The organism is Kribbella sp. NPDC056861, assembly GCF_040687575.1.
In the GTDB taxonomy this organism is placed as follows: Bacteria; Actinomycetota; Actinomycetes; order Propionibacteriales; family Kribbellaceae; genus Kribbella.
The window spans coordinates 1-26,600 of record NZ_JBFBNQ010000001.1 but is presented as its reverse complement, the minus strand read 5'-3'; the positions used below and the strand labels follow the sequence as shown (position 1 = coordinate 26,600).

At 67.9% G+C, this 26,600-nt stretch carries 30 protein-coding genes; 9 read left to right on the top strand and 21 right to left on the bottom strand.

From position 1 onward, the window contains the following. The 3 genes from AB0P21_RS00150 to AB0P21_RS00140 are packed head-to-tail and all read left to right on the top strand — an operon-like array spanning position 1 to position 2,239. Positions 1 to 579 (top strand): type 1 glutamine amidotransferase domain-containing protein, encoded by a 579-nt coding sequence (locus AB0P21_RS00150; RefSeq protein WP_363692584.1) that lies wholly within the window; start codon positions 1 to 3, stop codon positions 577 to 579. Next, a complete protein-coding gene (locus tag AB0P21_RS00145) occupies positions 576 to 1,067 on the top strand; it encodes a hypothetical protein (RefSeq protein WP_363692583.1) in 492 nt (163 codons plus the stop codon). The genes AB0P21_RS00150 and AB0P21_RS00145 overlap by 4 nt, the downstream gene beginning before the upstream one ends. Next, positions 1,064 to 2,239, top strand: a complete 1,176-nt coding sequence (locus AB0P21_RS00140; RefSeq protein WP_363692582.1) for a zinc-dependent alcohol dehydrogenase — start codon at positions 1,064 to 1,066, stop codon at positions 2,237 to 2,239. Before AB0P21_RS00145 ends, AB0P21_RS00140 begins: the two co-directional genes overlap by 4 nt. Here the strand turns inward: AB0P21_RS00140 and AB0P21_RS00135 are convergent. Continuing rightward, on the bottom strand, positions 2,176 to 3,243 hold the full coding sequence (locus AB0P21_RS00135; protein WP_363692581.1) for a LuxR C-terminal-related transcriptional regulator: 1,068 nt from the start codon (positions 3,241 to 3,243) through the stop codon (positions 2,176 to 2,178). The two genes, AB0P21_RS00140 and AB0P21_RS00135, sit on opposite strands and share 64 nt — an antisense overlap. A gap of 370 nt (positions 3,244 to 3,613) precedes the next feature. Between AB0P21_RS00135 and AB0P21_RS00130 the strand changes: the two genes are divergently transcribed. Continuing rightward, positions 3,614 to 4,420 carry a sigma-70 family RNA polymerase sigma factor gene (locus tag AB0P21_RS00130; protein WP_363692580.1) on the top strand — a complete coding sequence of 269 codons (807 nt, stop codon included), beginning with the start codon at positions 3,614 to 3,616 and terminating at the stop codon, positions 4,418 to 4,420. 95 nt (positions 4,421 to 4,515) lie between these two features. Beyond that, positions 4,516 to 5,241, top strand: coding sequence for an ANTAR domain-containing protein (locus AB0P21_RS00125; RefSeq protein ID WP_363692578.1), 726 nt, complete (start codon positions 4,516 to 4,518; stop codon positions 5,239 to 5,241). Between the two features lie 151 nt (positions 5,242 to 5,392). Here the strand turns inward: AB0P21_RS00125 and AB0P21_RS00120 are convergent, their stop codons facing one another. From AB0P21_RS00120 to AB0P21_RS00055, 14 genes are all read right to left on the bottom strand, one after another. Continuing rightward, complete coding sequence (locus AB0P21_RS00120) at positions 5,393 to 6,049, bottom strand: ANTAR domain-containing protein (RefSeq protein WP_363692577.1); 657 nt, start codon at positions 6,047 to 6,049, stop codon at positions 5,393 to 5,395. A gap of 139 nt (positions 6,050 to 6,188) precedes the next feature. After that, entirely contained in the window at positions 6,189 to 6,668 is a 480-nt protein-coding gene (locus AB0P21_RS00115) for a helix-turn-helix transcriptional regulator (RefSeq protein WP_363692576.1), read from the bottom strand. Positions 6,669 to 6,687: 19 nt separating this feature from the next. Further along, positions 6,688 to 7,866 carry a BREX system ATP-binding domain-containing protein gene (locus AB0P21_RS00110; RefSeq protein ID WP_363692575.1) on the bottom strand — a complete coding sequence of 393 codons (1,179 nt, stop codon included), beginning with the start codon at positions 7,864 to 7,866 and terminating at the stop codon, positions 6,688 to 6,690. A 299-nt stretch (positions 7,867 to 8,165) separates the two neighbouring features. Beyond that, complete coding sequence (locus AB0P21_RS00105) at positions 8,166 to 9,830, bottom strand: FAD-dependent oxidoreductase (RefSeq protein WP_363692574.1); 1,665 nt, start codon at positions 9,828 to 9,830, stop codon at positions 8,166 to 8,168. Continuing rightward, positions 9,827 to 10,090 carry a UBP-type zinc finger domain-containing protein gene (locus AB0P21_RS00100; protein WP_363692573.1) on the bottom strand — a complete coding sequence of 88 codons (264 nt, stop codon included), beginning with the start codon at positions 10,088 to 10,090 and terminating at the stop codon, positions 9,827 to 9,829. The genes AB0P21_RS00105 and AB0P21_RS00100 overlap by 4 nt, the downstream gene beginning before the upstream one ends. Next, positions 10,087 to 10,521, bottom strand: a complete 435-nt coding sequence (gene trxA / locus AB0P21_RS00095) for a thioredoxin (RefSeq protein WP_363692572.1) — start codon at positions 10,519 to 10,521, stop codon at positions 10,087 to 10,089. The genes AB0P21_RS00100 and trxA overlap by 4 nt, the downstream gene beginning before the upstream one ends. Continuing rightward, a complete protein-coding gene (gene clpB / locus AB0P21_RS00090; protein ID WP_363692571.1) occupies positions 10,518 to 13,145 on the bottom strand; it encodes an ATP-dependent chaperone ClpB in 2,628 nt (875 codons plus the stop codon). The genes trxA and clpB overlap by 4 nt, the downstream gene beginning before the upstream one ends. After that, complete coding sequence (locus AB0P21_RS00085) at positions 13,136 to 13,444, bottom strand: chaperone modulator CbpM (RefSeq protein ID WP_363692570.1); 309 nt, start codon at positions 13,442 to 13,444, stop codon at positions 13,136 to 13,138. The genes clpB and AB0P21_RS00085 overlap by 10 nt, the downstream gene beginning before the upstream one ends. Next, positions 13,441 to 14,397, bottom strand: coding sequence for a DnaJ C-terminal domain-containing protein (locus tag AB0P21_RS00080; RefSeq protein ID WP_363692569.1), 957 nt, complete (start codon positions 14,395 to 14,397; stop codon positions 13,441 to 13,443). Before AB0P21_RS00080 ends, AB0P21_RS00085 begins: the two co-directional genes overlap by 4 nt. Continuing rightward, a complete protein-coding gene (locus tag AB0P21_RS00075) occupies positions 14,397 to 14,903 on the bottom strand; it encodes a nucleotide exchange factor GrpE (protein ID WP_363692568.1) in 507 nt (168 codons plus the stop codon). Before AB0P21_RS00075 ends, AB0P21_RS00080 begins: the two co-directional genes overlap by 1 nt. 5 nt (positions 14,904 to 14,908) lie before the next feature. After that, positions 14,909 to 16,807 (bottom strand): molecular chaperone DnaK, encoded by a 1,899-nt coding sequence (gene dnaK, locus AB0P21_RS00070; RefSeq protein ID WP_363692567.1) that lies wholly within the window; start codon positions 16,805 to 16,807, stop codon positions 14,909 to 14,911. A 126-nt stretch (positions 16,808 to 16,933) separates the two neighbouring features. Then, positions 16,934 to 17,422 (bottom strand): general stress protein, encoded by a 489-nt coding sequence (locus tag AB0P21_RS00065; protein ID WP_363692566.1) that lies wholly within the window; start codon positions 17,420 to 17,422, stop codon positions 16,934 to 16,936. A 70-nt stretch (positions 17,423 to 17,492) separates the two neighbouring features. Continuing rightward, the gene (locus AB0P21_RS00060) at positions 17,493 to 18,833 is read right to left on the bottom strand and encodes a neutral zinc metallopeptidase (RefSeq protein WP_363692565.1); all 1,341 of its coding nucleotides are present in this window, start codon (positions 18,831 to 18,833) and stop codon (positions 17,493 to 17,495) included. Then, positions 18,826 to 19,260, bottom strand: a complete 435-nt coding sequence (locus tag AB0P21_RS00055) for a hypothetical protein (RefSeq protein ID WP_363692564.1) — start codon at positions 19,258 to 19,260, stop codon at positions 18,826 to 18,828. The genes AB0P21_RS00060 and AB0P21_RS00055 overlap by 8 nt, the downstream gene beginning before the upstream one ends. A 173-nt stretch (positions 19,261 to 19,433) precedes the next feature. On the opposite strand from AB0P21_RS00055, the gene AB0P21_RS00050 reads away from it, so the two are divergent. Then, a complete protein-coding gene (locus tag AB0P21_RS00050; protein ID WP_363692563.1) occupies positions 19,434 to 20,432 on the top strand; it encodes a hypothetical protein in 999 nt (332 codons plus the stop codon). Between the two features lie 8 nt (positions 20,433 to 20,440). On the opposite strand, the gene AB0P21_RS00045 is transcribed toward AB0P21_RS00050, so the two are convergent. Both AB0P21_RS00045 and AB0P21_RS00040 read right to left on the bottom strand, forming a co-directional pair. Beyond that, entirely contained in the window at positions 20,441 to 21,058 is a 618-nt protein-coding gene (locus tag AB0P21_RS00045) for a sigma-70 family RNA polymerase sigma factor (protein WP_363692562.1), read from the bottom strand. A 23-nt stretch (positions 21,059 to 21,081) separates the two neighbouring features. Next, positions 21,082 to 21,261 carry a hypothetical protein gene (locus AB0P21_RS00040; RefSeq protein ID WP_363692561.1) on the bottom strand — a complete coding sequence of 60 codons (180 nt, stop codon included), beginning with the start codon at positions 21,259 to 21,261 and terminating at the stop codon, positions 21,082 to 21,084. Between the two features lie 120 nt (positions 21,262 to 21,381). Between AB0P21_RS00040 and AB0P21_RS00035 the strand changes: the two genes are divergently transcribed. Then, on the top strand, positions 21,382 to 21,891 hold the full coding sequence (locus tag AB0P21_RS00035; protein ID WP_363694392.1) for a LysR substrate-binding domain-containing protein: 510 nt from the start codon (positions 21,382 to 21,384) through the stop codon (positions 21,889 to 21,891). A gap of 31 nt (positions 21,892 to 21,922) precedes the next feature. Here AB0P21_RS00035 and AB0P21_RS00030 read toward each other — a convergent pair whose 3' ends face one another. From AB0P21_RS00030 to AB0P21_RS00015, 4 genes are all read right to left on the bottom strand, one after another. Then, a complete protein-coding gene (locus AB0P21_RS00030; protein WP_363692560.1) occupies positions 21,923 to 22,045 on the bottom strand; it encodes a hypothetical protein in 123 nt (40 codons plus the stop codon). An 85-nt stretch (positions 22,046 to 22,130) separates the two neighbouring features. After that, the gene (locus AB0P21_RS00025) at positions 22,131 to 22,301 is read right to left on the bottom strand and encodes a hypothetical protein (protein ID WP_363692559.1); all 171 of its coding nucleotides are present in this window, start codon (positions 22,299 to 22,301) and stop codon (positions 22,131 to 22,133) included. Positions 22,302 to 22,310: 9 nt separating this feature from the next. Then, positions 22,311 to 23,039: a GAF and ANTAR domain-containing protein gene (locus AB0P21_RS00020; RefSeq protein WP_363692558.1), complete on the bottom strand. Its 729-nt coding sequence runs from the start codon at positions 23,037 to 23,039 to the stop codon at positions 22,311 to 22,313. Positions 23,040 to 23,090: 51 nt separating this feature from the next. Next, positions 23,091 to 23,855, bottom strand: a complete 765-nt coding sequence (locus AB0P21_RS00015) for a GAF and ANTAR domain-containing protein (protein ID WP_363692557.1) — start codon at positions 23,853 to 23,855, stop codon at positions 23,091 to 23,093. Between the two features lie 393 nt (positions 23,856 to 24,248). On the opposite strand from AB0P21_RS00015, the gene AB0P21_RS00010 reads away from it, so the two are divergent. Together AB0P21_RS00010 and AB0P21_RS00005 are read left to right on the top strand one after the other, a co-directional pair. Continuing rightward, on the top strand, positions 24,249 to 24,710 hold the full coding sequence (locus tag AB0P21_RS00010; protein ID WP_363692556.1) for an ANTAR domain-containing protein: 462 nt from the start codon (positions 24,249 to 24,251) through the stop codon (positions 24,708 to 24,710). Positions 24,711 to 25,158: 448 nt separating this feature from the next. Beyond that, positions 25,159 to 26,031: a manganese catalase family protein gene (locus tag AB0P21_RS00005; RefSeq protein ID WP_363692555.1), complete on the top strand. Its 873-nt coding sequence runs from the start codon at positions 25,159 to 25,161 to the stop codon at positions 26,029 to 26,031. Positions 26,032 to 26,600: the final 569 nt, after the last annotated feature.

Below are 26,600 nucleotides of genomic sequence, written 5' to 3'. Positions count from 1 at the left end.
ATGACCACCACAGTGCTCAAGGGCCGCCGGATCGCCATCCTCGCGGCCGACGGGGTGGAACGGATCGAACTCGAACGGCCACGCCAGGCCTTGGACGACGCCGGCGCCGTCACCGACATCGTCTCCATCACCAGCGGCGAGATCCAGGCACGCGACCACGACCTGGAGGACGCCGGCACCTTCGTGGTCGACCAACTGGTCGGCAAGGTGTCGGTTGACGACTACGAGGCGCTGCTGCTGCCGGGCGGCACCGTCAACCCCGACAAGTTGCGGATGGAACCCGCCGCGGTGAAGTTCGTCCGAGACTTCGTCGAATCGGGCAAGCCGGTCGCCTCGATCTGCCACGGCCCATGGAGCTTCGTCGAGGCCGACGTCGCACGCGGACGCCGGCTGACCTCCTGGCCGAGCATCCGCACCGACCTGCGCAACGCCGGGGCGGAGGTGGTGGACGAGCAGGTCGTCACCGACGGCAACATCACCACGAGCCGGTCGCCGGACGACCTGCCGGCGTTCTGCGAACGCATCGTGCAGGAGTTCGCCAACGCTGCGCAGTCGGCAGGAGCAGGAGGCCGGGCATGAACCGGCCGATCGGCACCGCGGCGTCGCTGGCAGCGCGCGCCGGTGGAACGCTGGTACGGCAGCTGCGGTCAGCCGTCGGCCCCTCCGCCGACGGGCCGGCCGGAGCGAACGGACCGGCATCCGGTTGGCTCGCGGTCACGGTGTTCCGGGACCCTGCCGACCTGGACATCGAGGACCTCCCTGCTCCGCTGGCCAAGTTCGGAGACCGGATCGAGGTCCGGATCCGCAGTGCGCCCGGCGACAAGGGCACCGAGCTGGCGGCTCGGCTACGCGACCGGGAGACATCGTCGGGCAGCGCGCTGCACCGGTTGCGTGGCAGTGACCCGGAGGCTGACCTGCGGTCCGCCCTGCGCCGGGCCAAACAGCTGATCGAGGTCGGCGAAGTACTGATGGTCGATCCGGCTCCGCACGGCCGGCGAACGGCCACCCCTGGAGGCCTGCTCCTGGAGTCGTGGACCAGGGCAGCGCCCAGGGCAGGCGTGCGATGAAGGCGGTGACCTGGCGCGGAGTCAACGAGATCGGCGTCGAGGATGTCCCGGAGCCCAGGATCCTCAACAACCACGACCTGATCCTCGAGGTCGGGCTGAGCGCGACCTGCGGCTCGGACCTGCACCTGGTCGGTGGTTACATCCCCGCCATGCGAGCGGGCGACGTACTCGGGCACGAGTTCATGGGGACCGTCGTCGAGATCGGCCGTGGTGTCACCAAGCACCAGGTCGGCGACCGCGTGGTGGTCGTCTCGTTCACCAGCTGCGGGCAGTGCTGGTACTGCCGGCAGGGGCTGTGGTCGCTGTGCGACAACGGCAATCCGAACCCCGGAATCACCGAGGCGCTCTGGGGCCAGTCGATCGGCGGCTGCTACGGCTACTCGCACGCGCTGGGCGGCTGGGCCGGCAGCCACGCACGCTACATCCGGGTGCCGTACGCCGATCAGGGTGCCTTCGCCATCCCCGGCAACGTGTCCGACGAGCGCGCCCTGTTCGCCTCGGACGCGGCGCCGACCGGCTGGACCGGAGCGCACCTGGCCGACGTACGACCGGGTGATGTCGTCGCGGTGTGGGGTGCGGGCGGAGTCGGCCAGATGGCTGCTCGCTCGGCGATGCTGATGGACGCCGAGCGGGTCGTTGTCATCGACCGGTACGACAACCGGCTCGAGCAGGTCCGTACGCACATCGGGGCGGAGACGCTCGACTACGAGCAGGTCGATGTCCCGGCCGAGCTCCGCGAAATCACCGGTGGCCGGGGACCGGACGTCTGCATCGAGGCAGTGGGTATGGAGGCGCACACCCCGGGCCCGCAGTATCTGTACGACCAGGTCAAGCAGCAACTGCGGCTGCAGACCGACCGGCCCGCAGCGGTGCGTGAGGCCATCTATGCCTGCCGAAAGGGCGGGACGGTGTTCACCCTCGGCGTCTTCGCCGGTCTGGTGGACAAGTTCCCGCTCGGTGCGGTGATGAACAAAGGGCTGACGCTGCGCGGCGCCCAGCAACACGGACACCGGTACATCCCCGAGATTCTCGAGCTGATGAGCCGGGACGAGGTGAAGACCGAACACCTCGCCACGCACGTGATGTCGCTCGATGACGGGCCGAAGGGCTACCGGATGTTCAAGGACAAGGAGGACGGCTGCGTTCGTGCCGTTTTCCGTCCGGGTGGATGAGGAGGTAAGGAGGCGGGAGGGACGTAGCACCCCTCCCGCTCCGCCCGCACCGCGGCCACCGTTCTCGTCGGTGCCTCCAGCTTGTCCAGAAGGCGTTCGACGTGCGTGGCGACGGTACCGAGGGCCACGGCCAGCCTGCTGGCGATCTGCTGGTTCGAACGGCCCTCGACCACCAGTCCGAGCACCTGGAGCTCGCGCGACGTCAGGCCTCGAGAGTCGGGACGCGGTGTCACCAGGACCGCACCTAGCACCAGAGCCGGGAGTTCGGTCGCGGCCAGCACGGTCAGACGCGCGTGCTCGACACCTCCCGAACCGTTTCCCGTCGGCCACAGGAACGACCGGTAGACCTGGCCGGCCAGAAGGGACCGCCGGGCGATCTCCACGGACGGCGACTCGGCGACCAGCAGCGCGTGGCCGTCCAAGCCCGGCAGCGGGCAGATCGTGCCGTCCTGGAGCAGGACCACCCCGGCAACGGCACCCCGCACGATGCGCGCGGCGTCCAGGAGCGAACGCATCGGCGACAGAGCCCGGGCGATCAGCGGAGACAGCTCCCCGAGGCGGTCGCACAGCGCAGGCGCCGGTGCTCGACCATCGGCGTACAGCAGGCCGAGGACTCCCACATGACGGCCACCGGGCTCGAACAGGGCCACACCCAGACCTTCGCGGAAGCCGGCCGGGGTGAGGCACTCCGACCACGTCGACAACTGGTCGATGGCGATCGGCAGGTCCGCCGTACTGATCGGCGGACCTTCGCGGTTGAGCCCGATCAGTTCGATCTCGTGCGCGACCTCCGGACGGTCGAGGTACGCCGTCACGGATCGATCGAGCCCGGAGCTGCCGATCGGTGCGTACAGGTTCGACCGCGGATCGGTCAGAGCCAGCCAGGCGGCGTCGCACGGCGCCCAGCGGTCGAGGCCCTCCAGAAGGGTGCTGGCCCGATCGTGCAAGGAGGCGCTGGAGGCAGCGATCTCCATGATCTCGGCGACCGGCGGATAGTCCGGCATGAGAACTCCTTCCGGCACAACGGAATCAGCGACGGCGCAGCCCACCACCCACTGAGGACGCAGGTGGGTACCCAGCCGAGTACCGGCGAAACCGTGTCCGCTCCCCCGGCCTGCGCGGTTCCCCGGCCCGTACGAAAGCTCTGGGCAAGATCATTGCTTCAGGCAACGATAGAAAGGCTCGAGAGCGACGGGTCCGGCGTGGTAGTCGGCCGCCTCTGCCCAGTAACCGGTGAGCCGGCCGGATTACGGGTGAGCGCAACATTCTTCCGGACGAAACGGGTGTCCGGTCGCAAAGACGGGTACGGTGAAGTGGTTCGGCCGTGGCCCAACTCGCCGCCACGCTGGCCGGCAGCGGCAACCAGGACGTTTCATGGCCACTGATGGCTCAATCCCGCTGATCCCGAAGGCGATCTCCGTACAACGGCACCGCGACCGGCAAAGCGCGGAGATCGAGCGCCTGCTGCGGTTGGCCGCGACGGAGCCGACCGACTCGCGAAGGGCCCGGCACGTCGATGACGCCATCGTTCTGGGCGTACCGATGGCACGGACCCTCGCCTCGCGCTACACCCACCGCGGGGTCGACGGCGACGACCTCGTCCAGATCGCCAGTGTGGGGCTGGTGACGGCCGCGAACAACTACCGGCCCGGACCGGACACCGACTTCCGGTCGTACGCGATTCCCACGATCCGCGGCGAGATCCGCCGCTACTTCCGCGACCGGGCCTGGATGGTCAAACCACCGCGCCGGATCCAGGAACTTCAGGCTGCGATCAGCGTCGCGGAGGGAGAGCTCGCGACGGCCCTTCGTCGCTGGCCGACGACCGGCGATCTCGCCGACGCCATCGGTGTGTCTGCAGCGGAGATCGTCGACGCTCAATGCGCCCACGGATGCTTCCATCCGATGTCGCTCGACGCGCCGATCGGCACCGCCCCCACGCTGTCGCTGGCCACCGCGCTGGCCGAGCAGACCAACAGCTACGAGCTGCTCGAGCACATCGAGGTACTACGGCCGGTGGTGGCAGAGCTTCCCGCCAGGGACCGGCTCATCCTTCGCCGCAGGTTCGTGGATCACCGCACCCAGGCCGAGATCGGCGTGGAGATCGGCGTCAGCCAGATGCAGGTCTCCCGGCTGCTGCGGGACATTCTGCGGATCATGCACGCCGCGCTCACCGCTTGACGTGCAACTCTCGACACATCGCAGCCGGATGCCTAGGGTGGACCACAGGTTCAGAAGGCGGCCTGGTCTCACCAATGCTCGTGAGGACTGGCCGCATGCCCATGAAGGCGAACCTGTCTCGACCCGACCGTAGTGTGATCACCGGCCATGGGCCGAGGATCGATCTGGATTTCCGGCCAGGCCTCCTGGTCGTGAGGCTGCTCGGCTCGCTGGAGGCCCATTCCGGCCGCCGGCTTCGATCGTCTTTTCGGGATGTGCTGTCCTACCGGCCGGAACGCCTGGTCGTCGACGCGGCGGGATTGACGAACTGCGATCGTCCAGGACTGGAGGTCCTGCTCGAGTCGCTGTGCGGCTCGGACTCGGAGGTTCCGCTGATCGCGGTCTCCAGCCTCGCGCCGCAGGCGCGGAAACTGGTCGACCCCGTCTCGACCGACCAGCAGCTCAAGATCCGGATCTTCTGTTCGTTCGACGAGGCGGTCGAACGAATCATGGCCGAACCAGCCGCGTCGCTTCCCGCCTCGGACCTCCTGCTGGCCGATCTGCGCAACCTTCGGCGAGCCCTGCTGACGCGCGCGGCCATCGATCAGGCCAAGGGCATTCTGATGGTGATCTACGACCTGGACGACGATGCAGCGTTCGCCCTGCTGGTATGGCACTCACGCAACGGCAGAGTCGCCGTCCGTGACCTGGCCGTGCGCTTCGTCGAGGCCGCCAGACGCCAGCAGGTGAGTTCTCTGACCCACCTGCAGACCGACACCCTGCTGTCCGACCTGGCCGGTCCCCGGACCACGACCGGGACCTCGTCAAGGACCGGAAGATAGTACGTCTTCGGGTCTCGAGATTTCTGGAGCCGAGATTGTGGGTGCTGCCGTTGGTGTGCATCGTCGCACTGGCCGACGCGGCACCGGCTGTCGATCAGGCCTTCCCCCAGACGTTGCTGCCGGCAACAGAATGGGGCGTACGCGCCCGCTCCTAGTCCAGTCGGTGGGTTATGTCGTACAGCATCTGGTCCACGCTTCGGCGCGTCACAGGCGACGACAGTGTCTTACCGGTCAGCAACTCCACCAGTCGCTCGGCGACAACCTGCAACTTGACATTGCTCTGGGTGGAGTGCCAGCGGAGAAGTTCGATCGCGGCGACCGGGCTCAGGCCGTAGACCACCATCATCGCTCCCTTGGCCTGCTCGATCGCGGCGCGATGCTCCGTGGCGGCTCGAATGGCCTCGGTTCCCGCCTCGTCCGCATACCGCCGTTGACTGTCGGTCAGATCGACCGCGTACCCGTCGATGCTGGTGGTGAGGCCCGCAGCGTCAGTGGTGGCGTGGCCGAGGACCACTACGTTGTGGGTCTGCCCCGCGGTGTCGATGATCCGGTGCGGGAAACAGAACGGCTTTCCGACGAAAAGTACCTTCGTAATGAGCTCGAGCGAGGGCAGCCGGTCGTCCGGATGCTTGAAGGCCAGGACGAGATCGCTGGTCAGCACGGTGTCCGGCGCCAGGCCGTGCATGGCAAAGACCTCCGGCGAGAACCACCACCTCTCGTCCGCCACCAGATAGCGGAAGGTTCCGACCTGTTCGGAACCGGTGATCATGTTGTTGGATCCGGACGTTCCCTTGTCTGCCGCAACCATCCAGCTCACCGCCCACCGAGTTCGGTCACCGACCTGTTCACAATCAAGAAGGTGCCGGTCCGGCGGTAGTCTTCGGGCCGGAGCAGGATCCCCGATCGTCACGCAACATCTCTGGTCTAGCCTTCCAACGATCCAAAGGTCAACCCCCGAGGCCTTTCACCGCGGGCTCATGGGTCATGACCAGGCGGGTCAGCTCGACCCGGGAGCGGATGTCGAGCTTGCGGAAGACATGCCGAACATGCGATTCGACCGTATGACGGGACAACGCCAACCGGTCGGCCATCTGCTGGTTCGTCAGTCCCTCGGCAGCCAGCCGCGCGATCCTCAGCTCTGCCCGTGTCAGACTGTCCCACCCGAAAGTGGGCCGACCAGTCAGCCTCGCGGGGTGGCGGCCGTGGTCGGTCAAGGCCAGTTGTCGCCCGTCCTCCACCAAGGCGCCGATGGCCAGTGCCTCGTGGACCGCAGGCAGTAGTTCGGCGACGGTCAGGCGCATCATCACGGCGGCGTACCGTACGTCGAAATGCCCCAGGACCGAGGCAGTCTCGACAAGTTGCCGAGTCTGTCGGCGGGCAGCCGCCAGACGACGGACAGGTACTTGATCCAGGGTCTCGTTCCACATGGCGCCCATGTCCTTCCCGCTAGCCGGAGTAGCCCGAGCCGGACTCGCCGCCGGTCCGGTCGCCTGCGAGGGCGATCCGGGTCAGCTCGATCCGGGAGACGATGCCGAGCTTGCGATAGATCTTGCGCAGGTGGAACGAGATCGTGTGCGGCGACAGCAGCAGCCGCTCCGCTGCCTCCCGGTTCGTCATCCCCGCCGCCACCAACTCGGCGATACTCCGCTCGGATTGCGACAACTGCTCCCAGCCGTCGCTGTCCGGACCGCAGCCCTGCCTCCTGCTTGTGGCGGCCGGGGACGGCGACTCGGCCCGCAAGGCGTCACGGATCGCGCACGGGACCTGGTGCAGCACCGATTGGCGGACCAACTCATGCCGGAAGGTCAGGACACCTTGCAAGCCGATCAGCAGGAGGTCACGCCCGACCAGTTCGTCCAGTGGCGCCAGCAGCCGCGCAGGCGATCGCCCGAACATCGCGGCAAGCGTGTCGAGCGTGAAGACCGGCTCGAGGCAGGCAGCCACCTCCAGCAGGTTGCACGCGGCGGGACTGAGTGCCTGCACCCACGCGTCGACGATCTCCGCCGTGCGTCGCGGCACCTGCCTGCGCGCCAACCGCACCTGCCCCTGCGCCACTGTCGCCAGGTTCTCGTCCCGCAGCCCCTCGAACAGCGACACCAGCAGCAACGGGTTGCCTCCGGCTCCCGCTGCCATCGACAACAGCTCGGCATCGGGCCGGCCGTACAGAATGTCGCTCGCCAACTCGGCAACAGCCTTGTCCGGCAGCGACCCGAGCTCGAGGAGGACGACAGCCGGCGGCAGCCACTCGGCGACCGCACCGGCCCGGCGGACCACGATCCAGACGACGCGTCGATCGAGGATCCGCTCGGACAACGCCGTATCCACGGTCCTGTCCAAGCTTTGCTGGTCGTCCACCGCCACCAGCCGCGGCCGGCCGCGGTCGTGCTCGCCCTCCGTCCCAGCCGGAGTGACGTCGGCCCGCGCCACAGCGAACCCGCGACTCGCGGCCAGATTCGCCGCGGCGGTCAACAGCATGCTCTTTCCCGACCCGGCGGCGCCGTCGACGACGACGAGCCGCCCACGGCCCCGCGCCGCGGCGTCCAGGACACCTCGGACCGCCGTCCATTCCCGCTCTCGACCCCGCAACTGCGGAGCCGGGGCGGCCGAACCCACCATGGCACTCATTCCTGCTCCCCTGCGAGACCCGTCGACTACTCGCAGGCTGCTCGGGGCGCGGCACGCCCCAGCAAGAACACCAGCGAATCGGGCGATGGGGTACCCATCCGGGCGCGGCAAAATCCTGAGAAGCGGAATTGCCCGGCTACCGGACGGCTCCGGTCCGGAGATGCGCGAGCTGCAGCCTACGGTAGCGCTCGGCATCGGCAGTGGCCTGAAGTCGGTGGCGAGGTTCCTCCGGCGTTGCCGAACGCAACTGCCACGGGTTGTCCGCGGCCCGCCGCCGGGCACATCCCCGGTTCGTGCAGTCAGTTTCCGGCCAGGTACTCGTGGACGAGGCGCACCACCAGCGCGCCGTCACCGACCGCCGCCGCGACCCGTTTGACCGAGCCGCTCCGGATGTCACCGGCCGCGAACACGCCGGGCCGGCTGGTCTCCAGCAATCGGTGCCCTGGGCCCAGTTGGCTACCGGTACGCAGATACCCGTGTTCGTCGAGCTCGATCTGGTCGTCGAGCCATTGGACCTGCGGAACGCTTCCGATGAAGACGAACAGAGCCCTCGCCGGTACGGACTGCCGTTTCGCGCTCCCAAGGTCCTCGACCACCACCTCTTCCAGTAGGCGGCGGCCACGGACCCCGCGCGGCTCACTGTGCAGCAGCACCCGGATCTGGTCGATCTCCTCGATCCGGTCGGCCAGGTAACGGGACATGTCCCGGCCGAGATCGTTGCTGCGGACAACCAGAGTCACCTGACGGGCGGACTGGGACAAGAAGACGGCGGCCTGGCCGGCCGAGTTGCCGCCGCCGACGACGACCACCGGGTCGCCGTGGCACATGCTCGCCTCGACCTCCGTCGCGGCGTAGTACACGCTCGTCGGCTCCAGGGAATCGAGACCGGGTATCTCCAGGCGGCGGTAGTGCACGCCGGAGGCGATCACCACCGCGCGGCCGGTGACCCGCTCTCCGCCGTCCAGCCGGACAACATGATGGCCCTCCTCCATGCCGAGGCCTTCGGCGCCGGCCGGTACGACGAGGTCCGCGCCGAACCGTCTGCACTGCACCACCGCACGATCGGCGAGCTCGCTCCCACTGATGCCGGCCGGGAAGCCCAGGTAGTTCTCGATCCTGGACGAGGTGCCGGCCTGTCCACCGGTGGCGACGCTGTCCACGACCATCGTTGCCAGGCCTTCGGAGGCGCCGTAGACAGCAGCCGCCAGGCCGGCCGGACCGGCTCCGACGACGATCAGGTCGCAGACCGACCGAGGCGGTGTCGCCGGGCGCAGTCCGGCCAACTCGGCCAGCTGCTCGTTGCCCGGGTTGCGCAGTACTCTGCCGCGCCAGAGCACCACTGGCGTGCTGGCCCGGTCGATGCCCAGATCCCGCAGCAGCCGCTCGGCGTCATCGTCGTTCTCCAGATCGATCCAGTGATGCGGCAACCGGTTGCGGGCAGCGAAGTCCCGCAGCCGGCGGGTGTCGGCCGAGAACCGCGAGCCGACGATGGTGAAGCCCGCACCGATGGTCAGCTGGAGGGAGCGGCGGACCAGGAAACCCCGCAGGATCAGATCGGCCAGCAACGAGTCCCGCGGAACGATCTCGCGCAGCGCCTCGATCGGGACGGCCAGCACCCGCCCCGCCTCCTCGGTCACCCAGGTGAGGAACGACGGCTGCCCGGTGAGCAGGCCGAGATCGCCGAGGAAACGGCGCGGACCGTGGACCGCGATCACCCGCTGCTCCGAGCCGACGTCCTGGATCACCATCACCCTGCCCTCGAGCACCACCAGGAACTCGTCCGACGGTTCACCGGCACGCTGCAGCGTCTCCCCCTTGCCGACCGCACGCTGCTCGCCGACAGCCGCCAGTTCCGAGATCTGGTACTCCTCCAGCCGGGGATAGGCGCCGTGGATGTCGGGTGTCTCCTCGGTCACCCAGCCGGGGGTCTCCGGGGTCGCGGCTCCGGGAGTTCGCTTCGTCATACGAAGGCCTCGTCGAAGTAGCACCAGCGCCAGTCCTCACCCGGTTCGAACGACCGCACGATCGGGTGCCGCTGGTACGCCGCGTGGGCTCGGGCATGCTTCAACGGCGACGCGTCGCAGCAACCGACATGACCGCAGCTCAGGCAAAGGCGCAGGTGCACCCAGGGCGAGTTCAGCCTGAGGCACTCCTCGCACCCTTGCGGCGTCCGTGGCCGGACCGGCCTGACCAGGGACAGATGGGGATCCACAGCGCTCGTCATCCGGCGACCTCCTTCGTCAGCGCGTCCCGGAGCCAGGGCCGCAGAGCGGTCGCCGGAGCGGCGCCGATCCGCTCGGCGACCACCTGCCCGTCGCGCAGGACCAGCAGAGTGGGGATCGACGCGACGTTGAACCGCTGGGAGATCGCCGGCGCCTCGTCGGCGTTCACCCGCACGAGTTTGACCTCTCCGGCCCGCTCGGTGGCGAGCTCGTCCAGCACCGGGCTGACCAGGCGGCACGGGCCGCACCACGGTGCCCACAGATCGACCAGAACCGGCATCGTGCCTTGTTCGACCACCTCGGCGAAGTCCTGGTCCCCCGCGTCGACGATCCAGGGCAACGGCTGCCTGCACTTACCGCACCGGGGTACGCCGTCGGCCGCGGCCGGCACCCGGTTGCGGTGCTGACAGTTGGGGCAGGTGACCACGCTCATGCCGCCACCTCGCTCGGGTCGTGGTACGCGATCTCGATCTCACCGTGGCCGACCGACACCCGCAGGGTCGCGCCGTCGGGAACCGCGCCGCCGAGCAGCAGCCGGCCGATCCTGGTCTCCACCTCGCGAGCGATGAACCGTCGCAGCGGCCGCGCGCCGTACACCGGGTCGAAGCCCTGCTCCGCGATGAACCGGGCCGCCGCGGGGTCGACGTCGAGCGTCATCCGGCCGTCGGCGAGGCGGGTTCGCAGGTCGTCGAACATCAGGTCGACGATGCGCTCGATCTCGCCCTGGGTGAGCGGTTTGAACAGCACGATCTCGTCCACCCGGTTGAGGAACTCGGGCCGGAAACCGCTCCGCAGTTCGCTCATCACGGCGTCGCGCGCATCCTCCTTGATCTGGCCGTCGGAGGTGACGCCGTCCAGCAGGTAGGCGGATCCGATGTTCGAGGTCATGATGATCACGCTGTTGCGGAAGTCGACCGTGCGGCCCTGGGCGTCGGTCAGCCGGCCGTCGTCGAGGATCTGCAGCAACGTGTTGAAGACGTCCGGGTGCGCCTTCTCGATCTCGTCGAACAGCAGCACCGAGTACGGCTTGCGGCGGACCGCTTCCGTCAGCTGGCCGCCTTCCTCGTAACCGACGTAGCCCGGCGGAGCGCCGAGGAGCCGGCTCACCGTATGGCGTTCCTGGTACTCGCTCATGTCGATCCGGATCAGGTTCTCCTCGGCGTCGAAGAGCGAGGCCGCGAGCGTCTTGGCCAGCTCCGTCTTCCCGACGCCGGTCGGGCCGAGGAAGATGAACGAGCCGATCGGACGGCGCGGGTCCTTGATCCCGGAGCGCGCCCGGATGATCGCGTCGGAGACCAGCCGGACCGCCTCGTCCTGGCCGACCAGCCGTTCGTGCAGGACCTCGTCCAGGCGCAGCAGCTTGTCGCGTTCACCCTCCTGCAGGCGACTGACCGGGACACCGGTCCAGCGCGAGACGATCGCCGCGATCTCCTCCTCCGTGACCACCTCGCGGAGCAGCCTCTGACCACCCTGCTTGCCGGCCAGCCGTTCCTCTGCCGACCCCAGCCGGCGTTCCAGCTCCGGCAGCCGGCCGTGCCGCAGCTCGGCCGCCCGGTTCAGGTCGTACTCGCGCTCGGCCTGCTCGGCCTCCTGTTTGACCTGCTCGATCTCCTGGCGCAACGTCTGGACCTTGCGCAGCGCGTTCCGCTCGGCTTCCCACTGTGCCTGCATCGCGTCGGCCTCGGCCCGGAGATCTGCCAGTTCCCGACGCAACTCCTCCAACCTGGCCCGGCTCGCCGCATCCTCCTCATGTGCGAGCGCGGCGTCCTCGATCTCCAGCCGGCGCACCCGCCTGGTGAGTTCGTCCAGCTCGGCAGGCATCGAGTCGATCTCCGTGCGCAGCATCGCGCACGCCTCGTCGACCAGGTCGATCGCCTTGTCCGGCAGGAACCGGCCGGAGATGTAGCGATGGCTGAGCGTCACAGCGGCGACCACCGCGGCGTCCGCGATCTTCACGCCGTGGAAGACCTCCAGCCGTTCCCGCAGCCCGCGCAGGATCGAGACGGCGTCCTCGGCCGACGGCTCGTCCACCACCACCGGCTGGAAGCGGCGTTCCAGCGCGGCGTCCTTCTCGACGTGGGTGCGGTACTCGTCCAGCGTCGTGGCACCGATCATGTGCAGCTCGCCCCGGGCCAGCATCGGCTTGAGCATGTTGCCGGCGTCCATCGCGCCCTCGGTGGCGCCCGCGCCGACCACGGTGTGCAACTCGTCGACGAACAGCAGGATCTGTCCTGCCGCGGCCTTCACCTCGTTCAGCACCGCCTTGAACCGTTCCTCGAACTCACCCCGGTACTTCGCGCCGGCGATCAGCGCGGCCAGGTCCAGCGCGAACACGGTCCGGTTCCGCAGTCCCTCCGGCACGTCGCCGTTCGCGATCCGTTGCGCGAGCCCCTCCACGATCGCGGTCTTGCCGACACCGGGGTCACCGATCAGTACCGGATTGTTCTTCGTCTTGCGGGACAGGATCTGGATCACCCGGCGAATCTCCTGGTCGCGCCCGATCACCGGCTCCAGCCGGCCTTCCGCCGCGTCCTTGACCAGATCGCGGCCGTACTTCTCCAGCGCCTCGTAGGACGCCTCCGGCATGGCCGAGGTGACCCGCTGATTGCCGCGGACCGAGCTGAGCGCGGTCAGGAACCTGTCCCGGGTCAGTCCCTGGTCGGCGAGCAACCGGCCGGAGGTGCTCTGCCGGCTCTCGTCGAGCAGGGCGATCACCAGGTGCTCGATCGAGACGTAGTCGTCCTTCAGCCGTTTGCTCTCTCGCTCCGCGGCGTCCAGCAGCCGCGACAACCGCTGGGTGATCATCACCTGGCCCGGCTCGGCCCCTGGACCGCTGACCTTGGGGCGCCTGGACAGCTCCCGCTCCAGCTGGTCCCGGAGCCCGTCCGGGTCCGCGCCTGCCTGCACCAGCAGCGGAGACGCCAGACCGTCCGGTTGATCCAGCAGCGCGAGCAACAGGTGCTCGCCGTCGATCTGGCTGTGCCCGAATCGCAGGGCCTTCGTCTGAGCGTCGTGCAGAGCCTCCTGCGACTTCTGCGTCAACCGGTTCATCTCCATGTCCGGGCTCCTCTTCCGGCGAAGCGCCTGCGCTCCGCCTCCAGTACGGCGATCCGATCGAGCAGGTCGAGCACGAGTCCGAGCGACGCGTAGTTCAGCGCCAGGCCCGCCCGGAGCCGCCGGATCCGCGCCAGCCGCGCGAGCTGACCGGGCCGGAACCAGACAGCGCCACTGCTGTCGGTCGTGGCGTCCACGAGGCCCAGGGCGACGAAGCGCTGCAGGAGCTCGGGGTGGACATCGCTCAGGCGAGCGAAGTCCTCGAGTCCGAGCCGGGCCGGCCTGGACAGCTGGTAACTCATCTGCGTCTCCTCGGGTCGAACTTCGAGGTGCCCGCCAGTTCCTCGAACAGGCGTACTTCTTCGGGTGTGAGTCGCCGGGGCACCATCAACTTCGCCTCGGCATACAGGTCGCCGGCCTTGCCGCGTGGGTTCGGCAGGCCGCGGCCCCTCAGCCGCAGCCGGCGGCCGGACGACGTCCCCTTGGGCACCTTCACGGTCGCCTCACCGCCGGGGGTCGCGATCACGACGGACGCGCCGAGCGCGCCCTCCCACACCGCCAACGGCAGATCGACCTGGATGTCCCGGCCGTCCAGCCGGTACCGCGGATGATCGGCGATCCGGACGATCAGGTAGAGGTCACCGGGCGGTGCGCCGGCACTGCCCTGTCCGCCTTGGCCGCCGAGGCGGATCCGCTGGCCGTCCACCACCCCGGCGGGGACCTTGACATTGACGGAGCGTTCGCCGTCCGGCCCGGTCAGACCGAGGGCACGGCTCGTGCCCCGGTAGGCCTCCTCGACGGTGATCTCGACCTCGAGTTCGTGGTCCGAGCCCGGAATCGGTCCCCATCCGCGCCGACCCCGGCCACCGCCGCCGAAGATCCCGCCGAGCAGGTCGTCGAGGTCGATCCCCTCGGCCCCGGTGCTGAACTGGACACCGTCAGGAAAGCCTTCCGGGCCGGCTCCCGGCGATCGGCGGCGCGCGCCGGCCCCCGCCCGGGCCCGGTTCCAGGTGGCCGGATCGACGTCCTCCGGCACCCGGCGGAAATCCTCGCCGAACGTGTCGTACCGCTGCCGCGTCTTCGGGTCGGACAGCACGTCGTACGCCTCGGAGATCTCCTTGAACCGCTCCTCGGCGCCGGGGTCCTTGTTCACGTCCGGGTGGTACGTCCGCGCCAGTTTCCGGTACGCGCGCTGGATCTCGTCCTGGCTCGCATCGCGCGAGACCCCCAGCGCCGAGTAGAAGCCCGATGCCATCAGCGCTGCTCCGCCGCCACGATCACGGCCGCGGGCCGGAGTACACGACCCTCGTGGCCGTACCGCGGCCGGGCCACGTGCGCCACCGTGCCGGGCTTGTGGTCCGCACTCTGCGTCGTACCGACCGCCTCGTGCAGATTCGGATCGAACTGCTCGCCGAGATCGTCGACCCGCGGATAGCCGAGATCGGCGACCAGCGCGAGTGCCTGGTCGCGAATCGATCGGATCCCCTCGGCGAACCCGTCCGCCGCCGGGGCGGAGTGTTCGAGGGCGCGCTCGAGGTTGTCGAGTACCGGCAACCAGCCGCTCAGCACCCGGATCCGTTCGTCCGTCCGTTCCCGGGCGCCGTCGCGTGCCGCCCGTTTGCGGACGTTGTCCAGCTCGGCGGCGGCTCGGCGCCATCTGTCGTCCAGCTCGGCCACCTGAGCCCGCGCCTCGGTCAACGGATCCGGCGCACCGTCGTGGCTCGCATCGTTGCCCTCGGCATCGTTATTCTGTTGACCCATCGCGATCAGCTCGTCGAGAACTCGGCGTCGATCACGTCTTCGTCGTCCTCGCCGCCGCCCGGCGAGCTGCCCGCCTGAGCGGCCTGACCTGCCTGACCGGACGGCTGACCACCGCCGACACTGAGGGCCTGCGCCAGCGACTGCAACTCGCCGGTGAGCTCACGCAACCGCTCGGTCGCAGAGGCCTGGTCCTCGAGAGCCTGCCGGGCGTCTCCGACCAGTACCTCCGCGCGCGCTCGGTCGTGTTCCGGTACGCCGTCGCCGCGCTCGGCCAGCAGTCGCTCCACCTGGTACGCCGCGGCGTCGAGCGCGTTGCGGGCGTCCACCAGCTCGCGATGGCGGGCGTCCTCACCGCGGTGCGCCTCGGCGTCCTGCACCATCCGCTCGATCTCGGACTGGTCGAGGTTGGAGGTCTCGCTGATGGTGACCGCCTGCTCCGCGCCGGTGTCCTTGTCCCGGGCCGACACGTGCAGGATGCCGTTGGCGTCGATGTCGAAGGTGACCTCGATCTGCGGTTCGCCGCGCGGTGCCGGCCGGATGTTCTCGAGCCGGAAGCGGGCCAGCTGGCGGTTGTCCGTGGCCAGCTCGCGCTCTCCCTGCAGGACCACCACGTCGACCGCCGTCTGGTTGTCCTCGGCCGTGCTGAAGGTCTCGGTGCGGCGGGCCGGGATCGTGGTGTTGCGCTCGATCACCTTGGTCATCACGCCGCCCATCGTCTCCAGCCCCAGCGACAGCGGGGTGACGTCGAGCAGCAGCACGTCCTTGACCTCGCCCTTGATGATGCCGGCTTGGACAGCTGCCCCGATCGCGACCACCTCGTCGGGGTTGACGGTCATGTTCGGATCCTTGCCACCCGTCATCCGGCGGACCAGTTGCTGCACGGCCGGGATCCGGGTCGATCCGCCGACCAGGATGACCTCGTCGATGTCGTTCGCGGTCACCTTGGCGTCGGCGATCGCCTGCTGGACCGGCCCCATGGTGCGCTCGACCAACTCGGCCGTCAGCTGCTCGAAGGTGGACCGCATCAGCGTCGTGTTCAGATGCTGCGGCCCGTTCGCGGTGGCTGTGATGAACGGCAGGCTGACCGTCGTCGTGGTGACCGAGGACAGCTCGACCTTCGCCTTCTCCGCGGCCTCGAACAGCCGCTGCAGCGCCTGTGGGTCCTGGCGCAGGTCGACGCCGGTCTCCTGCCTGAACTCGTCGGCCAGGTGGTCGACGATCCGGCGGTCGAAGTCGTCGCCACCCAGGTGGGTGTCCCCCGCGGTGGAGCGGACCTCCACCACGCCGTCGCCGACGGTGAGGATGCTGACGTCGAAGGTGCCGCCGCCGAGGTCGAACACCAGGATGGTCTCGTTCTCCAGCTTGTCCATGCCGTAGGCCAGGGCCGCCGCGGTCGGCTCGTTGACGATCCGCAGCACCTCCAGGCCGGCGATCCTGCCCGCGTCCTTGGTGGCCTGGCGCTGGGCGTCGTTGAAGTACGCCGGTACGGTGATGACCGCCTCGGTGACCTTCTCACCGAGGAACCGGCCGGCGTCCTCGGCCAGCTTGCGCAGGACCAGCGCCGAGATCTCCTCGGGCGCGTGCAGCTTCTCCCGGATCTTGAACCGGACGGCGCCGTCCGGCCCGGACACCACGTCGTACGAGACGGTGGACAGCTCGGACCCGACCTCGTCGAACCTCCGGCCGACGAAACGCTTGGCCGAGGAGATGGTGCCCTTCGGGTTCAGTACCGACTGCCGCCGGGCCAGCTGCCCGACGAGCCGTTCACCGTTGTCGGTGAACGCCACCACGGACGGCGTGGTCCGGGATCCCTCCGCGTTCGGAACGACCACCGGCCGCCCGCCCTCCATCGTCGCGATTACCGAGTTGGTCGTACCCAGGTCGATGCCGACGGCCTTGGCCATGGCTGCCTCCTGCTCTGTGTCGGTCCTGTTGTGTCCGGAAGGTCGCGCAGTCCCAACCTGGTCCACCGCCACCTGGTCCACATCCCCAGAACACGTGGTAACCGGCCGGTGTGCGGCGACGAGGGATCAGGCCGAATGGCGAGGCGACATCCGGCTGAGCATCTCGGTGGCCCGCTCCGCGTACTCGGGCGCGGAGTACACGTCGAAGCGGCTCGCCACGGTGGCCCCCACGGTGACGAAGTCACGCTGCCCGAAGGTGAGGAGCTGGGCGACGAATCCCCACACGGCGCCGAACACTGCCCCGTACAACAGAGCCCAGGCGATGACGACCAGGATCTCCGTGCCGGAAGCGGCGAACAGCGACAGCAGCAGGCCGACCAGGCCGCCGAACCAGGCACCGGTGCCGGCCCCGGCCAAGGCAGCCCTCCACTTGGTCATCCTGCCGACCACCTGCTCGACCTGCTTCAGGTCCGAGCCGATGATGGTCAGGTGCTCCACCGGAAACCCGTTGTCCGACAGATGATCCACCGCCCGCTGCGCGTCGGCGTAACTGCTGAAAGCGCCGACGGACACCCCGCTGACGAGTGCGGCCGGCTGCTCCTGTGGCGTCGTCATGATGCTCCTCTCTCGTTGGTGCCACCACGCTGACGCCGAGGTCTGCCTGCCGCATCCCTGGATCGTGGAGTCATCCGCAGCCGCCGGCTCCCTCGAACAGACCTCGTCGCATCGCGGCCGTCCGCTCGAAGGCTCCGCCACGATCGCTGTGCGGCCCGGCTGAGCTGCCGGCGACAATGGCGGCCAGTACCTCGTCGATGTCGCCCGGCGACAGCGGAGACTGCTCCAGACCCTGACCGGCCAGGGCGGAGACCCACGCACCGGTGAAGCAGTCCCGTTGCAGACCAGGCTCCCGGCCGTCCGTCTTCCACCCGGCCTGGGACTGTGCGGCAAGTCCCCACGCCTCGCTGAGCGCAGTACCGGTGGCAAGATCGCCGATCCGCCGATGTGCTTGGAGAAGCTCGGGTACCACCCAGACCACCGCGTGGTCGTCGGCGCAGTAGCCGGAGCTGATCTCGACCAGGCAGTTCGCCTCCGGCCGACGGTCGACCGGCCTGCGTCCCGGCTGCTCGAAGGTTCTACCGGGAGCGACCCGGGGCATCACCGCGGTCCAGTAGGCGTCCAGAGATCCGGCCAGCACCCGAACTGCTTCGCTGAAGGGCAGGTTCCCGCCTGACTGTGCTTCGGACAACGTCCGGAACGGGAGTTCGGTCGTCACCGCGCGGCCGTCCGGCAAGGCCTCGCACTCGCGGGCTCCGCCTTCGTAACCTGTCTGGAAGGCGTTCACGCGGTCGAAGCCGAGCCCGTGAGCCTGAGGATTCGTGGCCGGTGTGCCCGGCTGGTCACGAAGTACGAGGATCGCGCTGATCGACCTGTCGAGCGCGCCACTGCTCAGGTCGACCGGATCGTCCGCGGTCATCTCGGCGTACCGGACCCAGGAACCTGCGAAGCAGTCCGCCTGGAGCTCCGTCACGACCGGAGCGACGTCCACACCTGCCCGCCACTGGATCGCGTGCCCCATTTCGTGCGCCAGTACGACGGCCGGAGCGATTCCGCCGAACTCGTTGTTCAGTTGGGGAAACAGCTGCGCCGCGTCGTAGGCGATGTAGTCGTCGCCGGGCCCGCCGCAGTAGAAGGCGTTCCCCTTCAGGTCCTCGTAGGTCTGGCGTTTGCCGGCACAGCTGAAAGGTGGACTCTGCGGCGTCTTCGCCTGGAACCCGCCGCGCAACTGCTCGAACCGTTTGCCGTAGACAGCGGGGAATTCGTCCTCCCAGAAGTCCGACAGGCTCAGTTGGGTGGAGGCTGCCGCCGGGCCGAGCGGGGCAGGCCCTTGGCCGAGCGCGACGGGCGAGACGTCGTCATCGGCATCCCGGTTGTCCACCGCGAAGCCGACCATGACCGCCACCACGGCGACGGCCAGCATCAGCACCAGGGTTGCCGCTCCGGCCGCGCCCTGCTCACGGTCATCCATTGCCTCTGTGCCGCTCGGTCAGTTCCTCGACCACGAAAGCCGCGCCGATGGCAAGCAGCCAGACGTCTTTCGCGATGCCGACCCCCTGCTCGGTCGGACGCAGACTCCCCTCCCGCCGCAGGCCCGGAGTACGCAGGTAGAGCCCGAGAAGACCGGCGGAGAAGCCGGCCAGTCCCAACCCCACCAAGGCGGTCGGTACGGCCGGAATCAGCAGCGCCGCACCAAGCGTGACCTCGCCGGCCGCCAGCACCCGCACGAACACCCGCGGGTCCACGTTGCCGAGTACTGGATAAGCACCGGCCGCGAACCCGTGGGTCTGCGCGGCGGTGGCGGCGTCCTTGGACAGCTTGCCCAGGCCCGAGTCGAGGATGAAGACACCGGTACTGAGGCGCAGCGGGACCTCCCAGGCCTTGAGTTTGACGGTCATGGTCAGTCGCTGAAGATTCGTTGCGTCAACATGACTGTCTCCTGCTGGTCGAAGGCTGGAGTTCCGAGCGTCGCAGTCGGTCCATCACCGTGGCATCCCCAGATCAGGTAGTTTCGGCGTCTTCCAGCCGGACGGCTCGGCGTGTCCCGCCGGCCAGTGGGTACCAGCTCGGGATGGAACCCCTCCGCATCGGCTTGGTGGCTGACCCAGCCGCGCCGACCGAGATTGCGCGCCACCTGACCGACCTGACCCCACACGACGGCAATGGCCGCTGGGACATCACCGTCGTGAGCGAACCGTTCACCACCGGCTCCGAGGACGTCAGCGCCGCAGTGGGCCGGCTGCAGGAACGGGCCCGCGAAAAGGACTGGGATCTCGTCATCGGTCTGACCGAACTCCCGCTCCACAATCACGAGGGCCGGCACTTGCTGGTGGAGATCGATCCCGAGCAACGGACCGCAGTACTGTCGCTGCCTGCCCTGGGCGGGCTCCGGATGCGTGCCCGAACCCGTCGGGCAGTGCGCTCCCTGGTCAGCCATATGTCAGACCATGACTCGCCGGACGAGCACCGCGTGGCCCTCCCCCGCCTGCGCGGCCGCTGGCGCCTGCTCCTGGGCATGGTGCTCGCCAACCGTCCGTGGCTGTTGGTGCCGGGCCTGAAGTCCGCCTTGGTGGCCGCGCTGGCGACCGGAGCCGTGGCGACGGTCAACTCGACGGTCTGGCTGCTGGCCGGCTCGTTGTCGTGGTGGCGCCTGGTCGTCGCGACGATCGCCTCGATCGCACTGGTCGTCGGCTGGCTCGTGATCGACGGCGAACTGTGGGACCGCCCCGACGACGACTCCCCGCAGGCGCGCGAGAGATCGCGCCTCTACAACGGCTCGACCCTGCTGACTCTGACGATCGGCGTTCTGATCTGCTACGCCGCCCTCTACGTCGTGAACCTGGCCTGGGCGTACTTCGTCCTCGACCCCGATGTGATGGGCGGTTATCTGCAGACCCCGATCGGCCACGGAGACCTGTTCGTCCTGGCCTGGTTCGTCGCGTCCGCCGCGACCCTCGGCGGCGGCCTCGGCTCCGGCCTTGAATCGGACGAGGCGATCCGGGCCGCCGCCTACTCCAAACGCGAGCAGGACCGTCGCGACCGCCTCGAGGACAACAAGAACTCCAGTTGAGGCGGCTTCTAGCCAACCGCCGACGATGGCCGAAGCCGGCGACGCAGGTCGTCAAGGATCCTGCGCAGCAGTCGTGAGACCTGCATCTGACTGATCCCGACGTCCGTACCGATGTCCGTCTGCGACCATCCCTCGACGAATCGCAGCTGCAGAATGCGTCGATCGCGGTCGCACAGATCCTCCAGCACCGACTGCAACAAGTCGACTGCCTCCAACCGTTCGAGCGCCGGATCGTGCTCCTCGACCACCAGTTCAGCCAGCGAGAGCCCGGCATCCGTCTCGGGGCGATCCAGCGACAGCGCCGCGAAGCACCCGTACGCCGCCAACGCCTGCTCGACCTCCTCCACCTCCGCCCCCACGCGTACGGCGATCTCGGCCTTGACCAGCCCCAGACAGGCAACCTGCTCGAGATCCTCCGGGTCCGGCCCACGATTGCGGAACCGCTGCGCGATCCCACGGGCGATCTCGAGATTGAGCTCGACGATTGCCTCCAGCAACTGCTGGCGCTCGGCCTCGTCCGTACTCCGCTCGCGACACTCGAACAACTCCTTCGTCGCCGATTCGCGCGCCGCGCGATCATCGGCGCAGTGGCACTGCGGAGGCACTGAACCGACAAGAGAACTCATTTTCTCGACCTCGCGACCTGACGTCACGGCGTGGCCCACTTCCGGACCACGGTCAGTGGCAAGCGCGCAGTACCCCGGAGTTTGGAAACCATGCACGCTCGCTGCCATTCGTTCCAGGTGGCCAGTCGCGATTCGTAGTCCTTGGTCGCGATCTCCAGCGGCGCCTTGCCGAAGAGCGGGCGCACACTTCTTGGCGGCTTCACGCACCTCGGCGTACGCCGAGATCTCATCGCGGCGGACGGCCCAGATCTCGTACGGCCGAGTGAGCGTGTCGCCACGATTCTCGTCGTCACCGTCGTGCTAGCCGACGTCCTTGCCTCCCCCTGGATGACGAATTCGACCTAGGCGACCCCACCGCCGGCTTGCGCACCGGTGCGTGCGACGTGGCACTGACCCGATGCCCTTCAACACCAGCGGACTACGAACCCAGGTTGGCCCGCCAATCGATTGGTCTGGTGGTACGCGACGACGACCCGCTTGCCCACGCCACGTCCGTGCGGATCGACCAACTGAGCGAACGTTCCTGGATCTGCCTGCCGCCCGACACCGATGTCGCCTGGGTCGCCTACTGGACCGGGCTCGGCGCAAGGCCCGCCGACGTCGATCAAGTGATGCGCACGATCCAGGAGTGTCTGCACGCGGTTCTCTGGAACGGCCAATCGGCCCTTGCCCCGGTCGACCAACTGCTTCCGGCGGGACTGATCGTCGTACCGGCCGAGGATCGGAAGCCCAACGACCTGGTACTCGCCTGGCGCGAGACCGAAGCCAGTCCCCTCATCCGCTCGTTCGTCGAGGTCGCTTGCCAGGTCTTCGCCCGCGCGCTGCACGGCTGACCGCACTACCGATCCTCGCGCATTCAGATAGTCAGCACCCGTCGCCGTCGCCGTCGCCGTCGCGCGCGATCGACCTGACTGTCGGCAGTTCGGAGTGCCAGCCACCTGGACATCGGGGTTCCTTGACCGACATGACCGTGATACTGCTGCTCATCGACCGCAGACAAAAGCGATCGGCATCTTGTTGCCGTCCTGGTACTGGTCGGCGGCTGAAAACGGCGCAGGCGGGCCATTGAAGTTCAGGGCCTGTAGAGCAGCACCTGCTGGTGAGTGGACGCACCGGCATCATCGACGCGGACCACGATGTGCCCGCCCGACGGCAAGTTGCCCATCGCCACGAAGTCCTTCACCAGGTGCAGGATGTCGGCCGGCGACTTCTGGCTCAGGTCGAGTGCCGCCTTCAAGTCCAAGACAAGCGATCAGGTCTGTTTCGTGGTGAACTCGGATGGATTGATCGTGCCGTCGATCACGGCGCTGGCCACTGCGCCGAGCTGCAAGCGGTTACGGCGAGCGTGAGTCCGCATCAGAACGAAGGCGTCGTCGACCGCGATTCCGGCGCGTTCGGAGATTATGCCTTTGGCTTGTTCGAGCAGGACGCGGCTGTTGAGGGCGGATTGGAGTTGCTCGGCCAGAACTTCGCCTTGGCGTACGATGCGCTCCTGCAGGAGACCGACGGTAGCGATATCGCACAGCGCCTGGCCCAGAGAGACATCGGTCTCGCTGAGAGTGGCGCGTTCGGCGCAAAACAAGTTCAGTACGCCGATCACCTGACCGCGCAGTCGCAACGGGATGGCATGGGTGGACCTGTAGCCCGCAGCGATGGTCGCGGCGCGGAATTTGGGCCAACGCTCCTCAACTTCGTCCAGGTCGAGGTTCGCCATCTGTTCGCCGGTCGTATAGCAGTCCAGGCAGGGGCCCTCGTCAGCTTGCAGTACGAACAACTCCAGAAGTTTGGCCTCGTGGCTGGTGGAGGCCATCACGTGAAGCACACCACGCTGATCGGCCAATATCAGGCCGGCCGCGTCAGCGTGTAACAGTTCGATACTGCGCTCACACAAGGTATGAAGGAGGTCAATGACGTCATAGTCATCAACGAGGGTGTCCGCTAGTTCGACGAACACCTCCGCGAGGCGTAGCTCCCTGTTCATTTGCTGCCGCCTTTCCAGGTCATAACACGCCGCGTGCACGGGGTGAAGGTTCTATTCATGATGGCCGCCCTCGGAGTGGAAGATCATCCTCCCGGCGACTACTTCCTGGGCAAGTTCAAGTAGCGGAAGTTCTTCGGCGTACGCGCGGGTCCGCATCAGCAGGAGCGCCTCGTCCATGCTTACCGACGCCTGGACAGAGACGATGCCAGTGGCTTGGTGGATCTCCCGGTGGCTGTCGACCGCATCGGACAGTTGGGCATGCAGCCCGCCCACCGAATTCTCTCGCTGCAGGTCCAGCAGCATCGTGGTCGCAGCGATGGCGTAGTCGAGCGCCTCGGCCAACTGCAGGCTGTCCAGCGGACCGGGAGTGTCGCGATAGAGATCGAGTACTCCAAGCCGAACAGCGCCGATCTGAAGCGGAAACGCGAAGACAGCCGCGATGCCGGAGTCGGCCGCGGCGGGAGCGAAACCCGGCCATCGCCCTGCAGCCCGGGAGAGGTCGTGCTCCAGAACCGGCCGCCGGTCGTGGAACGCGGTCAAACACGGGCCCTCACCGAGAGTCTGCTGCAGATTTTCCATGATCTCGGCCGGCCCATCGGTGGACGCGAGCGTGCCGCCATGGCCGATGGGTGTCACCAAAGCCACCCCTGCCCCGCTGACCGGTATCGACTTCGTCACCGACGCACATAGCCTGCGCCAGACGGTGTCGCCGTCGAGACCGGGAGGATCGGGCTGATCCATAGCCAGCACCTCGAGAAGAATCTGCCGTACGCGTAACGATGCCACTACCTCACAACCGCCCTGGCCGGTAACCACGCGCCTCGTACGGCGGACCGTGACACGGTCCTGACGTCGCCCAATCACAGTGCCCGCTGCCGCGGACTTCAACCTGATGCAGCTCGTGTCGGCCTGACGAGGCTGGGCGAAGCAGTAGAAGACATCGCGAACCCCTTGCTGAGTACTTCGCTGGAGCGCCGCCGGGGTCTTGGGCAGCTATAAACACCGTTCACGAGTACGTATCCGCGCGAAATGGCTCCAACGTTGCGCACCGTGGACCAAGGTGGCATAAACTTGATGGCTCTGTGAGCGCCCAGCCCCCGCGCCGAGACGATTTGGCAGACCCGGGAGGCAGAGACGGATGACGAATCAAGCCGGCAGTTTCGGCGAGATGGCGATGGATTTGCACAACCAGACCGGGTCCTTGCCACAGTGGAGACCGCGTTGATCTTCGCCGTCGAGGGCGACAGCGACACCGTGCTCGTGCGGGACACCACTGCCGACGGCCGCTGGCCGAAGTGGGCACCGACCGCCGCCGCGAACGGAATCCGCAGTGCGCTCGCGATCCGGTTGTCCACCGCGCATTCTGTCAGCGGAGTCCTGAACCTGATCTCGTCGAAGCCTCACCTCTTCGGCGAGGATGACCTCGCAGCCGCCGAACTGCTCGCGCTCCATGCCTCGATCGCGGTCGCCACAGCTCGCGCCGAGGCTTCTTTGAATCAAGCCGTCGACTCACGCAAAGAGGTCGGCCAGGCCGTCGGGCGCCTGATGGAGCGGTACAAGATGGACGCCGTTCAGGCGTTCAGTACCCTGCAGCGCTACTCGCAGCACCGCAACCAGCGCCTGCGCGACATCGCACAACTAGTCAACCCCACGGGAAAGCTCCCTCTGTAACCCTCAGCAGTACGACGTGCTCGGCCGACCTACGTCGCGTGTCGTCACCGAAATCTCGTTTCCCGGCGATCGACCGGGGTACCGGCGGGGGGAAGCGGTCAACGCACACAGCGACATCGCTCCACCATTGCCCGAGCCCCCGGCAGCCAGTTCATCAGAGACTGCGCCGGAGGTGACCCCCGATATCCGCACCAAGCATTGACGCCTCCCATGGTGGCCTGGCTCATCGCGACGGACGCCGAAGTCTGTCTCTGCCGAAGAGATCGACGCCACGCTCACCAGGTCACGGACGGCGCCTGGAAACGACTTCGCTCGGCCGAGGTCCCCGTCCCACCCGCGGAGTACGGATCTCAGAGCCCCTGATCAGCGAGCCAGAAGGCAGCCGCTGATGAGTTTGGGCTTCCCAGTTCGACCCCGCCAAGAGCCCTCTCCACGAAAGGAAGTTGCCATGTTTCGTCACACGAAGCGTTTGCAGTTCGAGGCCAAGCCGGAGAAGCCGGACCCGGTGTACGCACGGAAGCTGCAGGAGTTGATCGGCGGCGCCTACGGCGAGATGTCGGTGACCATGCAGTACCTGTTCCAGGGCTGGAACTGCCGGGTCGAGGGCAAGTACAAGGACCTGATCATGGACACCGCGACCGAGGAGATCGGTCACGTGGAGATGCTGGCCACGATGGTCGCTCGTCTCCTCGAGGGCGCACCGGCCACCGCGACTGCGGAGTCGGTCAAGGATCCGGTGATGGCAGCCATGATCGGCGGCATGGACCCACAGCAGGCGATCGTCGCCGGCGGTGGCGCGCTGCTGGCCGACAGTCAGGGATACCCCTGGAACGGCCGCTATATCGTTGCTAGTGGCAACTTACTTGCCGACTTCCGCGCCAATGCCGCGGCCGAGGCGCAGGGACGACTGCAAACCGCGCGACTGTACAACATGACCGACGACCCGGGCGTGAAGGCGATGCTGCAGTTCAACCTCGCCCGGGACACGGTCCACCAGAAGCAGTGGCTCAAAGCGATCGAGGAACTGGAAGCCGATGGACTGGCGGGCCCGATCGTGCCCGATGCGCTGTTCGATGAGGAGAACCAGGACCACAACAACACCATCTGGCGGCTCTCGGACGGCACCGATGGCAAGAAGGGCGGCTGGTCGAAGGGCGACGACGCACTGGAGTACTTGGACGACCCCCAGCCGCTGGGCGGACCTGGTACGGCGCCCGCCCCCGATCCCGCGCTGTACGGCACGTACTCCGCCTTGCAGGACCTGAAAGGAACCGTCAAGGGTGCAGTGAAGGGCGCTGCAAAGACCGCTTCCGGGGAATAGCCGTTCGGGCCGCCCCGCCGGCATCTGGCAGGGCGGCCCGGCCCATCCGACAAACAGAGCACTGGGAGCACCTCTGCGAGTCGTCGTCACCGGAGCCAGCGGCAACGTGGGCAGCGCGCTGGTTCGTCGGATGAGCGCGGTCGGAGAGCACAGGATCGTCGCGGTCGCACGACGGATCCCTGACTATGCCGCTATCGAAGGACCTCGATGGGGTGTCGAGCCCTGTCGCCTTGATCGGACTCGGTGCTATCCGGCGAACATGCCCACCACCGACGCAGGTCTATGGTGTGTGTACGAGTTACTGGTTTCGCGAAATCCTGTCGCTTGAGGTCCCGGCGTTGAAAAAACAGCGCCGGGACTGCCGGAAGACGAGATCGCAGTCTCGTTATGCCTCCCGACAGACGCCGATTCGCCCCTTGCCGGCCGGCACCCCCGGAGGTCAGCTACCGGTTGAGTTGGCCGCTGGGGCGCTCAAGGACGAACATGCCGTGGGCTTCGACCCGGACGGTGCTGCCGGCCGGGTGCTCGTCCTCGTTGACCCGGCCGGTCGGGCGGATGGTGTCCACCAC

Bases quoted from the DNA above. Each gene is read 5' to 3' on its own strand.
- AB0P21_RS00150 (WP_363692584.1), top strand. From the start codon at position 1: ATGACCACCACAGTGCTCAAGGGCCGCCGGATCGCCATCCTCGCGGCC.
- AB0P21_RS00145 (WP_363692583.1), top strand. From the start codon at position 576: ATGAACCGGCCGATCGGCACCGCGGCGTCGCTGGCAGCGCGCGCCGGT.
- AB0P21_RS00140 (WP_363692582.1), top strand. From the start codon at position 1,064: ATGAAGGCGGTGACCTGGCGCGGAGTCAACGAGATCGGCGTCGAGGAT.
- AB0P21_RS00135 (WP_363692581.1), bottom strand. From the start codon at position 3,243: ATGCCGGACTATCCGCCGGTCGCCGAGATCATGGAGATCGCTGCCTCC.
- AB0P21_RS00130 (WP_363692580.1), top strand. From the start codon at position 3,614: ATGGCCACTGATGGCTCAATCCCGCTGATCCCGAAGGCGATCTCCGTA.
- AB0P21_RS00125 (WP_363692578.1), top strand. From the start codon at position 4,516: ATGCCCATGAAGGCGAACCTGTCTCGACCCGACCGTAGTGTGATCACC.
- AB0P21_RS00120 (WP_363692577.1), bottom strand. From the start codon at position 6,049: ATGGTTGCGGCAGACAAGGGAACGTCCGGATCCAACAACATGATCACC.
- AB0P21_RS00115 (WP_363692576.1), bottom strand. From the start codon at position 6,668: ATGTGGAACGAGACCCTGGATCAAGTACCTGTCCGTCGTCTGGCGGCT.
- AB0P21_RS00110 (WP_363692575.1), bottom strand. From the start codon at position 7,866: ATGAGTGCCATGGTGGGTTCGGCCGCCCCGGCTCCGCAGTTGCGGGGT.
- AB0P21_RS00105 (WP_363692574.1), bottom strand. From the start codon at position 9,830: ATGACGAAGCGAACTCCCGGAGCCGCGACCCCGGAGACCCCCGGCTGG.
- AB0P21_RS00100 (WP_363692573.1), bottom strand. From the start codon at position 10,090: ATGACGAGCGCTGTGGATCCCCATCTGTCCCTGGTCAGGCCGGTCCGG.
- trxA (WP_363692572.1), bottom strand. From the start codon at position 10,521: ATGAGCGTGGTCACCTGCCCCAACTGTCAGCACCGCAACCGGGTGCCG.
- clpB (WP_363692571.1), bottom strand. From the start codon at position 13,145: ATGGAGATGAACCGGTTGACGCAGAAGTCGCAGGAGGCTCTGCACGAC.
- AB0P21_RS00085 (WP_363692570.1), bottom strand. From the start codon at position 13,444: ATGAGTTACCAGCTGTCCAGGCCGGCCCGGCTCGGACTCGAGGACTTC.
- AB0P21_RS00080 (WP_363692569.1), bottom strand. From the start codon at position 14,397: ATGGCATCGGGCTTCTACTCGGCGCTGGGGGTCTCGCGCGATGCGAGC.
- AB0P21_RS00075 (WP_363692568.1), bottom strand. From the start codon at position 14,903: ATGGGTCAACAGAATAACGATGCCGAGGGCAACGATGCGAGCCACGAC.
- dnaK (WP_363692567.1), bottom strand. From the start codon at position 16,807: ATGGCCAAGGCCGTCGGCATCGACCTGGGTACGACCAACTCGGTAATC.
- AB0P21_RS00065 (WP_363692566.1), bottom strand. From the start codon at position 17,422: ATGACGACGCCACAGGAGCAGCCGGCCGCACTCGTCAGCGGGGTGTCC.
- AB0P21_RS00060 (WP_363692565.1), bottom strand. From the start codon at position 18,833: ATGGATGACCGTGAGCAGGGCGCGGCCGGAGCGGCAACCCTGGTGCTG.
- AB0P21_RS00055 (WP_363692564.1), bottom strand. From the start codon at position 19,260: ATGACCGTCAAACTCAAGGCCTGGGAGGTCCCGCTGCGCCTCAGTACC.
- AB0P21_RS00050 (WP_363692563.1), top strand. From the start codon at position 19,434: ATGGAACCCCTCCGCATCGGCTTGGTGGCTGACCCAGCCGCGCCGACC.
- AB0P21_RS00045 (WP_363692562.1), bottom strand. From the start codon at position 21,058: ATGAGTTCTCTTGTCGGTTCAGTGCCTCCGCAGTGCCACTGCGCCGAT.
- AB0P21_RS00030 (WP_363692560.1), bottom strand. From the start codon at position 22,045: ATGAGCAGCAGTATCACGGTCATGTCGGTCAAGGAACCCCGATGTCCA.
- AB0P21_RS00020 (WP_363692558.1), bottom strand. From the start codon at position 23,039: ATGAACAGGGAGCTACGCCTCGCGGAGGTGTTCGTCGAACTAGCGGAC.
- AB0P21_RS00005 (WP_363692555.1), top strand. From the start codon at position 25,159: ATGTTTCGTCACACGAAGCGTTTGCAGTTCGAGGCCAAGCCGGAGAAG.